This window comes from Methylophilus aquaticus (assembly GCF_030769565.1).
Lineage (GTDB): Bacteria > Pseudomonadota > Gammaproteobacteria > Burkholderiales > Methylophilaceae > Methylophilus > Methylophilus aquaticus.
The window spans coordinates 65,546-77,874 of record NZ_JAVCAP010000011.1; the positions used below are offsets into that span (position 1 = coordinate 65,546).

Sequence of the window (12,329 nt, forward strand, 5' to 3'; positions counted from 1 at the left end):
GAGGTTATTGCTTCTAACCTGTGACATGCTTTTTAACTCTCTGTAGAATCGCGAAGAAGTATTTGCCTGTCGATATTTTCACCACTAAATGCCAGATAACCGATGAAATTTGATCCGCGTAACAACAAATTTACTGCCATTTTTACCAGGGAAATGCTGGAAGCCACGCTTCCATCTGTGCTGCTCATTAGCCTGGCCCTGTTTTTTGCCTACAAGTTCATAGATCCTGCCCCACCCCGTAAAATTGTGATTGCCACCGGCAATGCAGACCTCAACTACAACGCTTTTGCCGCTATCTACGGGGTTTACCTGAAAAAAGAAGGCATTACCCTGGAGACGCGCAAAACTTCCGGCGACATTGAAAACTTGCGCCTGCTGAAAAATCCGGATTCGGACGTGGACATCGCCTTTATCCAGGACGGCGTTGCGCATACTGAAGGCGCTGGCATGCTGTTATCTCTGGGGAGTTTGTATTACCAGCCAGTCTGGATATTCTGCCGTTGCAAAAAAGAGGTCACGCATTTGTCTGCACTGAAAGGTAAACGGATTGCGATTGGCTATGTGGGTGACGGGACCCATGCCCTGGTCAGTACCTTGTTATCGGAAAGCGGCATTGATGCTACAAACGCAACGCTCAAGGCGATTGGTGGTGATGAGGCCGCTGAGGCATTGCGTCAGGGGCAAGTGGATGCAGCCTTGTTTGTGGATGTGGCCAATGCCAGCCAGGTTCGCGAACTGCTGGGGGAGCCGCAACTGAAACTGCTGAGCCTGGATACTGCCGAGGCCTTTTCACGCAAGTTTGCGTTCATGCATCATCTGGTATTACCCGAAGGGGCGATGGACCTGGCGCGTAACCTGCCACCCCATGATGTGCACCTAGTGGCGCCTACTGCCACCCTGGTAGTCAAGGAGAGCATGCATCCGGCACTGGTCTACCTGATGATGAAGGTGATCTCACAGGTACATGGTGGTCCAAGCATGTTCAATCAGAAAGGGGAGTTTCCATCCGCCAAAGATACCGACTTCCCGCTCAGCACCCAGGCACTCAACTTTTACAAATCCGGCCTGCCGATTATTGATAAATACCTGCCATTCTGGGCAGCGACCTTTGTCAACCGTACCCTGATTGTGATTTTACCGTTGCTTGCCTTACTGATCCCGCTCACCAAGATTATTCCGATGGTATATGTGTGGCTGGTCAAAAGAAAACTGTTCAGATATTACGGTGAATTGCGCTATCTGGATGCGCAATTGAAGGATATCAGCAGTGACGAGGATATAGCCGCCTGCCTGGAAACGCTGAACGAAATTGAGACGAAAGTCATCAATATTAAATTACCCGTGACCTTCTCACAATATGCGTATGAGTTACGTGCACATATTGAACTGGTACGCTCCAAACTCAGCCACGAAAAACGCGTCAAGCCGAAAATGCCTGGTCAATAAGTACGGGGGTCGCCTCACGGCCACTTATCCAGGCTTGCAAGGCATCTGCCGGCATCGGCTTGGCGTACAGAAAACCCTGCACCAAATCACACCCCAGCGCCTTGAGAAAATCGGCCTGCGCTTCAGTCTCCACGCCTTCGGCGACAATCTGGTAATGCAGGCTTTTGCCAAGCGCGACAATCGCGCGCGTGACGGCTTCCGAACGCTCCTGTCCTGGCAGCTCTCGGACAAAGGAGCGGTCAACCTTCAAATAATCCCCCGGGATATCGCGTAAATAGGCCAGACAGGAATAGCCGGTGCCAAAGTCATCAATCGCCAGCTTGATACCCATCTGCTTCAGTTTGAGCATGGTTTCGGCACCATGGCTGTCATTATGTACAAATGCGCTTTCGGTGAGTTCAATCACCAGCCGCTCGGCGGACAATCCGGTTTCCTGCAATACTGTTGAGACAAAGGCAACAAAACCTGGCGATCTTAACTGCAGGGGCGAAACGTTGACCGAGACTTTCAAATTCACCCGCCCGGGATCTGTCCAGCTCGCAGCCTGCATGCAGGCTGCACGTAGCACCCAAGCGCCCATCGGGACAATCAAACCGGTGAGCTCAGCCACCCCGATAAACTTGACTGGCGACACTACGCCCAATTGTGGATGTTGCCAACGAATCAACGCTTCGACGCCCATCATTTCGCCGGATTGAAAGTTGATCTGCGGCTGAAACACCAGATAAAACTGCTGATGCGCAATTGCCGATTCAAGCTCGCTGGCAAACGCCAAGTCAGCCGGCGGCAGGACCTGCTCATGCACCACGCCTTTGCGGTAATAGGTAATCGTCAGGGTACAGACAATCACCACCAGAGAAACTGTAATCAATACTGGCGTCAGCTTGGGATCATGCTTGAACAAAACGCCTATGCCTCCCAACGCCACTGCACATAGTGACATAATCAATACACGCCAGCGCAGGTGACTGCCGGAGTCATCCATCAAGAACAAATAACTGATCGGTGTTTGCGACATCTGAATAGCCAGCAAGGCTATGGCGCTGAACAAGCCGCTGACACTTGCGAGCAGCGAAACCTGTCCATAGGCCTGCGGAATCTGATAAAGCGAGGCCAGCAAGTCAGTGATCGGCATAAATATCGCAATACTGAGCAAGCATTGACTCCACATGGCACAACGATAGCGATAAAAGATAAATGCAACCAGCACCAGCAAGGCCATTGATAACTCGGTTGCCATTTGGCCTGGTGATGATTTCAGGAATGCGCCGAATAAGGGAAAACTCCAGGTATGCGCAGACCTGCTTACAAAAGCAAACACGGCACCCAGAGGTAAAACCAGAGCCATGATTGACAGCAGATTGCGCATGCGACTGCTGCGCCAGATTTCAAGCATTACGCCTATACTCACTAGCATAAAGATCAGGTAAACCAAGGCTTGTGCAGACCATAGTCCCGCAGAGACATGAAAGGCCAGCGCCAAGCCAAACAGCGCGGCTGCAATACTGACGATGGCGAGCATCGGTGTCTGCGCCTGAATCGAGCGCAAAAAGCGATGGCGCATAAATTGCTGTTGCGTTGCGTACTCCGGTGACGTGATCGCCAACCAGTCAACGCTGGAATTTGACATTATTTCGCTCTCCCAGTCCTTGTGAAATGATAAAACCCGGCTTCATGGCGAATTTTCACTCTATCCGCCCGCCCAGACTATTCATTTCACAAACAACGCAATATAAGTGGCGTTATTTATCAAGAAATAAGGATTACGTAATAGAAATGCTATTTTTTATAGTGATGTTATATATGAGTTGCGGAAAAAACACCATATGAAAAAGACTTCTTTTGTGTGCTAAATATCAGGAAAAATAAAAATATGCGGCGCACAAATGGTGTGATGCATGCATCACACTATTTCTAGTATGGGCTAAGCGTTTACATATCTGAGTGAGGGGAGGATGACCACAGCTGTAACGCGTCAGCTTCCATCGGTCTGGCAAACAGAAACCCCTGCGCAATATCACACCCAATACGTTGAAGAAAATCTGCTTGCGCCTGATTTTCAATCCCCTCGGCAATAATGCGGTAATCCAGGCTTTTCCCCAAACTGACAATGGCCTGAATCACGGCTTCGGCTTTGTTATGGCCGGGCAACTCAAGCACAAATGAACGGTCCACTTTCAAGTAGTCGCCTGGAATATCTCGCAAATAGGACAAGCAGGAATAGCCTGTCCCAAAATCATCAATGGCCAGCTTGATGCCTGCACTTTTGAGGCTGCGCATGATTCTGGCATTCTCTCCATCGTCCTGCACAAACGCACTCTCGGTCAACTCAACCACTAGCCTGTGCGGTGACAGCCCGGTTTCTGCCAGGATCCCTAAGATATCTTCTACCAGCGTCCCAGACTGTAATTGCAACGCCGACACATTGACAGAGATTTCAATCTGGCCAAGGACGGGGTGATCTCGCCACGCTGCTGCTTGTGCACAGGCGGTGCGCATCACCCATTTTCCCAACGGCACAATGAGCCCGGTTAATTCAGCAACACGAATAAACTCAACCGGCGAAATCATGCCTTTGGTGGGATGCTGCCAGCGGATTAGAGCCTCCACCCCTTTCAGACGACCAGTATTGAAATCTATTTGTGGCTGGTAAACCAGGTAAAACTGTTGGTTATCGAGCGCACTTTCAACCTGGCTGGCAAAATCCATATCGGTTGCTGGCAACACTTGTTCGCTGGTTTTTCCTTTACGGTAGTAAGTCACGGTCATGGTATAAATAATCGCCAGCAGCGAAACCACGACAACCAGTGGAATTGCGCGCATGTTATTGCCAAACTCCACCCCTGCCCTGGCGAGCATAATGGCGCACAAACTCAGCAACAGAATACTTGACCTTATTTGTTTACCCGTATCATCCATCAGCAACAAGTAGCTCATGGGCGGATGCGAGGCGTGCTTGGCGAGCAGGCCAAATGCGCACAAGATGCCACTCAATGTGGTGAGCGGCGACATTACGCCATAGGGGTTGGAAATACCACAAAGCACCCCCAGCAAAGGGATGAGCGGGATCATCACTGCAATACACAGCAATGCCTGGCTTACTGCCAGATAGTGATGGCGCTGAAACAAATAGGAAACCGCAATCAAACAGGCCAGAAAACCGCCGGCCATAAACTCCTGGGTACGTGACGCGTAATACAACTGCTGATTGTTGGCATTGTGCAAAAGATTGGCTGTGTCGTTAAAGTCTGCCGCATACGGCGTAAGCTGTACAACAAACAGGCTGATTGTGACCAGCGACAAGGTCAGCATGGCAAGATTGGTGCGGCCATTTTCAAGCAACAGGTTATAGCTCACCAGGATAAAAGTGAGATAAGTGAGCAACTGCGCGAGCCAGACGTTATTGTCCACATCCAGCAGATAATGCGGAAAGCCCAGCAATCCGCTTACCATGCTGGCCATGGCTAGAAAATGCGTATTGTCTTGTACTTTTCGTACAAGACGGTGACGCATGAACTGTCGTTGCGCAACAGTTTCTGTAGTGTGAGCAGGCGTTACGCCAACTCCGGTTTGATTCATTGTTTTACCCTTTAACCCAACCAATGTCATATTTTGCACATGGTGCACAAAACATTTCTGAGTGATGTCATTTAATCCTAAAACAGACAAATACCATCAGGGGAACAGCAAGGGAAAACAATGTTAATTAAGTGACCTTCATCCCAACAGTAAGTATTCAAACGCAAAGTTCGTCTAACAAAGTGCTTGAAGTTTTTACAAAAAAAAGCCTGCATCCAGATGCAGGCTTTTACAGGCTGGTATAACAGTTAATTTTGAAAAAAGTAAAGCCTAAACATTAAATATTTATTTAATTCTGGATAATAAATCTGTAATCTTGATACCAATTTCTGAGCCACCATTAAAGCCAGTACCAGGTTTCATTGATTTGAAATGCGTTTTGACTGCTTCATAATCTGCTTTCGGCAATGGCACATACTTTACCTCTTTAACAAGTTTGGGTGCATTATCAAGATAGAAATTGACGAACGCTTTAACTTCTGGCTTAAATGCAGCAGATGTTGCATTGACGTAGATAAAAATCGGGCGAGACAATGGTTGATAAGACCCATCCATTACAGAAGCTTCTGATGGCAATACTGGCTTGGCACTATCGTTAGCGAGAATTGGCACTGCTTTTAACTTATCTGTATTTTCCAGATAATAAGCCATACCAAAATAACCTAATCCGCCATGGTTACCAGCAACGCCTTGCACCAGCACATTATCATCCTCAGAAGGCGTATAATCACTTCGACTAGCCTTTGATTTACCGTTTACAGCTTCTGTAAAGTAATCAAAAGTTCCAGACGCAGTACCTGGTCCAAAAAGATTGATAGCTTTCTCGGGAAAAGCACTGTTTACTTGCTTCCAGTTCTTCACCTTTGAGTTTGGCTCCCATATTTTCTTCAATTCTGAAATAGTCAGCTGTTTTACCCAATCGTTCTTGCTATTAACCACCACAGTGAGGGCATCATAAGCAATTGGCAACTCAATAAACTGTACTCCGGTCTCTTTACACAAATCAATTTCCTTCTGCGTAATTGGCCGCGAAGCATCAGAAATATCAATTTCTCCACGGCAGAATTTTTTAAATCCGCCGCCAGTTCCAGACTCTCCAACAGTCACTTTGGTACTGGTCGTGTTTTGAAACTCTTCAGCAACAGCCTCTGTGATCGGGTAAACGGTGCTTGAACCATCAATCTTGATGACCTTATCAGCAGCAGCACTGTAACTAAATACAGATATACCCATTGCAGCTGCAGAAGTGATGACTATCAATCTGTTTTTCATCCAATTTCTCCATAGTTTCAGCAAAAGACGCTAACTAAATTAGCATATTGCGCCGCTTAATTTGTTTAGAATGCCCATTGAGTTCTGACAGTGTAGACATCAATATCATCAGCATAAGAACCGTTTGCATTTTTCAATGCACCACCATCAAGATCAAAGGCTCTTGTGTAACCCGCCAAGACTCTAATGTCATCGTTCAAATACCAGTTTAAAGACACTGACAATCTTTTTGCCTCGCCACCAGTGACGTTAGCGTCTTCAAGATCAATACCGTCGTAACGCGCTGCCAGTTCCCATGCACCCCATTTACCATTTCTCCAGTCAAAAGTATTTTTTGGAGACAGTCGTTTAAACTCGCCATCAGAGCCTTTGTAAGTTCTTGACTCTCCGGTTAAAGTCCATCCAATTTGTGCATACCATGCACTGAAGTCTACATTTTGGTTTGTTTTTCTGGAAACGTTTGATTGGGCAATTTCACTTTGAAATGAGAGAGGACCATACATACCTGCAAATTCAACAATCGCTGTTTTTACATCATCAAAATCAGTCAAGTTAGCGTCAACGAGCCTGAGCCCCGACATATTGGTTGTAGTGTAGCTGAAACGAGGCGCCTTACTGTTTGCGCTGCTTGCGGCAAGATCGCTTGCTTTTCTGTAGCCGTAGTTCAGACCTAAATGTAATACCTTATCTTTTTCCAGAATGGGCGCCCATGTGCCACGAATACCAAAACCTTTACCCTCATCATTGTTAGTATTGTTTGCACTGCTACCCATTGAGTCTCCATAAATACCTGACTGAACGTTCCAATTTTCACCAAACCCCTTCAGGTTTGCACCTATGGCACGGTCAAAAAACGGTACAGTCAATGCACTTACCAGTGAACGTTCTGTGAACATGATATCGTTAGAGCTTTCCTGAATTTCCATACTCATGGCATGTTTCTGATGCCCGACGGTGAACTCTAAAGGAGAGTCAAACCCGTGATAAACCAAGAACAAGTCTTTAATTGAAACTGCATCGTTAGCAAAATCCGACTCAATCATGTAATCAAAATCTTTGTAAACAGTACCACTCAAGGCGATACGACCACGACGAATTTGTGTACCATTGATTGGTTGCTGGCTTGCAGCTAGACCCTCTTGACCGTCATGTTCAGTATAGTCAGCATGCATACGACCACCCAATTTAATGCTAAAGTCACCATCAGCACCTTTAACAACTAAGCCTTTTTTACCTACTTCAAGTGTTGGGTTACTTTTGGCTTTCTTTTCAGCCATTTGCCTCTCGCCACCGTGCCCTTTTAAAATTAATGAGCCTTCTTCTTCAGTAAGTACGCCTTTTGCAATCAAAGCATTCACGATATCGTCCGTTGAGTCAGCAAAAGCACTAAATGAACCTAATGCAACAAGACTTCCAAACACGACTGTCGTTACTACACGATTAAGTTTTAAATTCATATTTTTTCCCTGTTTTAAATATTTATCTAAACAACGGGACGTATTTTGAAGAGTCAATATGACAATTTGATGACATAAATGCGTATGGAACTAGTAAACACATCTAGTCCGCTGTCATGCAATAAAAAAGCCACCTTTCAGGGTGGCTTTTTTATTGGAAAGCAGAGTTTTCTTACTGTTCTGAACGCATATGCGGAAACAGAATGACATCACGAATACTCGGGCTATCGGTAATCAACATCACCAGACGGTCAATACCAATGCCACATCCACCGGTGGGCGGCATACCGTATTCCAGGGCACGGATAAAGTCCGCATCATAAAACATGGCTTCCTGATCGCCAGCTTCTTTGGCTTTCATTTGCGCATGAAAACGCGCGGCCTGGTCTTCTGCATCATTCAGTTCGCTAAAGCCATTGGCAATTTCACGACCCGTGATAAACAGCTCAAAACGCTCGGTGATTTCTGGCTGGGTATCTGAAGCTCTCGCCAGCGGCGAGACCTCCACCGGGTAATCAATGATATAAGTGGGTTGCCATAACTGGCTCTCGGCTGTTTCTTCAAACAGCGAAAGCTGCAACGCGCCCAAACCAGCATGATCAAAAGCCTTAACGCCAAACTTGAGCAACTCTTTGCGTACAAACTCTGCATCATTGAGTTGCTCCAGACTATATTGCGGCGCATACTTTTGGATAGCGCCAACAATGGTCAGGCGCTCAAATGGCTTGCTTAAATCGACCTCTTTACCGGCATAACTTAATACAGCCGTGCCTTTGGCGGCAATGGCTGCTGCGCGGATACATTGTTCAGTAAAGTCCATCAACCATTGGTAGTCGGTATAGGCCGCATAAAACTCCATCATGGTGAACTCAGGATTATGGCGTACGCTCAAGCCTTCGTTACGAAAGTTGCGGTTGATTTCAAATACACGCTCAAAACCACCCACAATCAGGCGCTTGAGATACAACTCTGGCGCAATACGCATGAACATTTGCATATCCAGCGCATTGTGGTGGGTGATAAATGGCTTGGCCGAAGCGCCCCCGGGAATCGGGTGCAACATCGGGGTTTCCACTTCAAGAAACTCGTTCTGGTTCATGAACTGACGGATGGCAGTGACCACTTGTGAACGCGCACGGAAAGTGGCGCGTGTTTCATCCGAGGTAATCAGGTCGACATAACGCTGACGGTATTTGATTTCCTGATCTTGCAGACCATGAAATTTTTCTGGTAACGGACGCAGTGATTTGGTCAGTAAACGTAACTCAGTGACATGGACGGAAAGCTCACCGGTACGGGTCTTAAACAAGCGGCCACGTGCTCCCACAATATCGCCCATATCCCAATGTTTGAAGCTCTCGTACAGCGCCTCACCAATTTCATCACGCGCAATATAAAGCTGAATGCGGCCTGTGCTGTCCTGGATGGTGGCAAAACTGGCTTTGCCCATCACGCGTTTAAGCATCATGCGACCAGCCACTACTGCCGGGATTTCCTGTGGATCCAGCGTTTCCTTATCAGCCTCGGCGTAGCGCGCCTGCAGGTCAGCCGCTTTATGCTCCGGTTTAAAATCATTGGGAAAAACAGGCGTGTTGCTGGATTGCGCATGTTCACGCAGATGGCGCAGCTTTTCGCGACGCTCGGCAATCACATGATTTTCGTCCAGATGGGGTTCACCTGCGGTGGATTCGACTTGCGGCTGAGAGTTGGATGATTGTGCTGTCATGATGGATCAGACTGTTTAAAACCATCTATTTTAACACTGTTACCCCTAATTTCCGAGGAGTTGCAAAGTCTGGCGCTTAAGCAACCAGTTTACTTTCCACCGGCAAGTGAATACGCAACATAAAACCGGCAGGATTGAGATTCGCAGCTCTCACAAAACCACCGTGCGCCTCTACAATATGTTTGGTAATGGCGAGTCCAATGCCATGCCCTTCAATTTGCGTGGTTTCGCGCCCGCGTACAAAAGGTTTGAATATTTGCAGAAGCTCCTGTTGCGCCACACCGCGTCCCTGATCCTGCACCTCAACCACCACTTCCCCGGTCCTGACGCTGAGTTGCAACTCAACGGTTACCTCACCCTCAGGCGGCCCATACTTGACAGCATTTCGAATCACATTTTCAATGGCTCGATGCAGCAATTCCAAATGTCCGGACAATATCACCTGCGTCTGGGGTAAGACTAGTTGTATCCTCGCATCCTGACGCTCAAACTGCACGTCACTGATAATACTTTTAAGCAAAGTCACCATATCCACCTCAGTTCGCCGCAGCCTTTGCATGCCTGACTCCAGCCTGAAAATCTCCAGCAACTCGGCAATCATCTTTTCCATACGAATGGCTTCCAACTCAACGCGCTGCATGCAGTCTTGCATTTTTTTCGGGTTCTGCATGACCAGTCCGACAGCCATCTGTATGCGGGCCAGTGGAGAGCGCAACTCATGCGACACATGATGCAGCATATTAGACTGGCTTTTAATCATATTATTAAGCCGTGTCGCCATCAGGTCAAAAGCTTCGCCCAAATCGGAGAATTCATCGTGACTGGCGCCGATTCTGGGACTTACGCGGGTCTGTAAATCACCATCTGCGGCTCGTTTCAAATGCTCAAGCAAAAGCTTGATCGGATGAGAGATAGACCAAGCCAGTACGCCGGCAAAAATCAGGCTGGATATAATGCAAAAAACAAGGGCAGTGAGCGGAAAGGTGAGCAATAACCGCATGTAGTTAAGCTCATTGCTTCCTGCTGATACATTGACAGTTGGCAGCTTGGGTGTGGTCTCAGACGAGAGTGGAACTTGGGCGTCCGATTTTGAAGGACTATGCGCAGTCGAGTAAGTAAATCCCGGAGAGTTCTGACGGATTTCCCATTGCACAATATTACCGACAGTAATGACAGTAGAAATTAGCGCCAAAAAAAGTGCTGCAAAAACCTTCCAAAACAGGCGCCCCATCACACACCATCACCGTTCAGTCATTATTCACGAACCAGTTGATAGCCTACACGATAAATGGTTTGAATCACATTCACGCCACCAGAAATTTCAGCAATCTTTTGACGAATACTGCTCAAATGCACGTCAATACTTCTGTCGTACTTAACCAGAGGACGGCCCAGAGCCTTGATAGAAAGGTCTTCTTTGCTGACAATAGTACCGGCATTTTTCGCCAGTATTTCTATCAGACTAAACTCTGTACTGGTGAACACAATTGGCTGGTCACCCCAAAACACTTTGCGGCGCTCACTGGATACCACGAGTTGCCCAACTACAACATCATTACCTTTGGGAGAATCACCGGAGTGCCTGCGCAAAATAGCACGGACTCTGGCCACCAGTTCACGAGGCAGGCACGGCTTCTGTACATAATCATCCGCCCCTTCCTCCAAGCCCTCAATGCGGCCTTCGTTATCATCTTTGGCGGTCAGCATCATCACCGGAATGTCAGAATGGTGACGAATGTTTCTTAAGGTTTGCATGCCATCTTGGCCTGGCATCATCACATCCAGAATCACCAAATCGAATTTGCCAGCCAATACGTACTGTTCACCAGTCACGCCATCGTGTGCCAAACTGACAACAAAACCTTCCTGAGTCAAAAACTCTTTCAGCATGTTTGCCAATTCGACGTCATCATCTATTAAAAGCAATTTACTCATTGATATCCTTTTGATAAAAGCTATTGCACATGAAATAGCTCTTTAATTCAAAGCACGCGTCATTTACAAAAAATGTCAGTTTAAAATGAGCGTACCATCGCATTTAAGATCAATCTTATAGAACAAGCAATTTGATTAACAAGCGTTAAGAACGTATTTTTACCCAAGTTTTCAAAGTGTAAGTCATTTATTAAATTAAGTTAACCACCAAATAATCTCTAACTTAATTATCTTAAACCAATTCGATCAAGCAGCACTAAAAGCTTCACATAATTGACTAAGCAGTTGCCCAAACAAGGGCAACACCTCTTTCGTACTGTGTGGGCTTTCATCATCAGTAGCAGCTACTATGAAACTGATGGTCACTTTATCCAGGTTCTCACGGTACTCTTGCCAGTGCTCGGCATCTGCCTCCGCAATCAATTTAAATTTGTGGAGACCAGACTCGATAATTTCAGCCATGACTTCAGCTGGAATACCGCTAAACAGTGTTTTGGCAATGGTAATCTGCGCGCGCGGATAATCTGGCTGATGGCCTTCCTGAGCCAAAGGCATCATCAAAAATGCGTAAACCATCAATGCATAACATTGATAGACACCCAGCATATCGAAGTCACTATTAAACTCTTCAGCGGGCTGACGACCAGCCTCTTGTATCGCCTTGAAGGTTGCATAACTTGACACATAATGCGCAGAATCTTCGACATCCAATGTATCAAAATCAACACCCTGCTCCGGCACCGCCTGCGAAGTTTCAGCCAGACAGAGTTGATGCAATAATTTCAAGCGCTGGGTATACGTTATTTCCACCATGTATTCCTTATATTTATAAACTGCATGTACAAAAAGTGGTTGCGTGCGACGCAACCGTCTCTAATCATTTTTAACGCACATCAAGTCGCTTTGCCTGTCAG

At 46.9% G+C, this 12,329-nt stretch carries 9 protein-coding genes; 1 reads left to right on the forward strand and 8 read right to left on the reverse strand.

Translation table 11 applies throughout. From position 1 onward, the window contains the following. Positions 1 to 102 precede the first annotated feature (102 nt). Positions 103 to 1,446, forward strand: a complete 1,344-nt coding sequence (locus tag Q9291_RS05230; protein WP_306388972.1) for a TAXI family TRAP transporter solute-binding subunit — start codon at positions 103 to 105, stop codon at positions 1,444 to 1,446. On the opposite strand, the gene Q9291_RS05235 is transcribed toward Q9291_RS05230, so the two are convergent. From Q9291_RS05235 to Q9291_RS05270, 8 genes are all read right to left on the reverse strand, one after another. Continuing rightward, positions 1,421 to 3,076, reverse strand: coding sequence for a putative bifunctional diguanylate cyclase/phosphodiesterase (locus tag Q9291_RS05235; protein WP_306388973.1), 1,656 nt, complete (start codon positions 3,074 to 3,076; stop codon positions 1,421 to 1,423). The two genes, Q9291_RS05230 and Q9291_RS05235, sit on opposite strands and share 26 nt — an antisense overlap. A gap of 302 nt (positions 3,077 to 3,378) precedes the next feature. Further along, positions 3,379 to 5,025: a putative bifunctional diguanylate cyclase/phosphodiesterase gene (locus Q9291_RS05240; RefSeq protein WP_306388974.1), complete on the reverse strand. Its 1,647-nt coding sequence runs from the start codon at positions 5,023 to 5,025 to the stop codon at positions 3,379 to 3,381. Positions 5,026 to 5,310: 285 nt separating this feature from the next. Continuing rightward, positions 5,311 to 6,297: a PstS family phosphate ABC transporter substrate-binding protein gene (locus tag Q9291_RS05245; RefSeq protein WP_306388975.1), complete on the reverse strand. Its 987-nt coding sequence runs from the start codon at positions 6,295 to 6,297 to the stop codon at positions 5,311 to 5,313. A gap of 65 nt (positions 6,298 to 6,362) precedes the next feature. Then, positions 6,363 to 7,754, reverse strand: coding sequence for an OprO/OprP family phosphate-selective porin (locus Q9291_RS05250; protein WP_306388976.1), 1,392 nt, complete (start codon positions 7,752 to 7,754; stop codon positions 6,363 to 6,365). A gap of 172 nt (positions 7,755 to 7,926) precedes the next feature. Beyond that, complete coding sequence (gene lysS, locus Q9291_RS05255) at positions 7,927 to 9,480, reverse strand: lysine--tRNA ligase (protein ID WP_306388977.1); 1,554 nt, start codon at positions 9,478 to 9,480, stop codon at positions 7,927 to 7,929. A 76-nt stretch (positions 9,481 to 9,556) separates the two neighbouring features. Beyond that, a complete protein-coding gene (locus tag Q9291_RS05260) occupies positions 9,557 to 10,672 on the reverse strand; it encodes a sensor histidine kinase (RefSeq protein ID WP_306388978.1) in 1,116 nt (371 codons plus the stop codon). Between the two features lie 62 nt (positions 10,673 to 10,734). Continuing rightward, positions 10,735 to 11,415, reverse strand: coding sequence for a response regulator transcription factor (locus Q9291_RS05265; RefSeq protein ID WP_306388979.1), 681 nt, complete (start codon positions 11,413 to 11,415; stop codon positions 10,735 to 10,737). A 246-nt stretch (positions 11,416 to 11,661) separates the two neighbouring features. Then, positions 11,662 to 12,228, reverse strand: a complete 567-nt coding sequence (locus Q9291_RS05270; RefSeq protein WP_306388980.1) for a hypothetical protein — start codon at positions 12,226 to 12,228, stop codon at positions 11,662 to 11,664. Positions 12,229 to 12,329 lie beyond the last annotated feature (101 nt).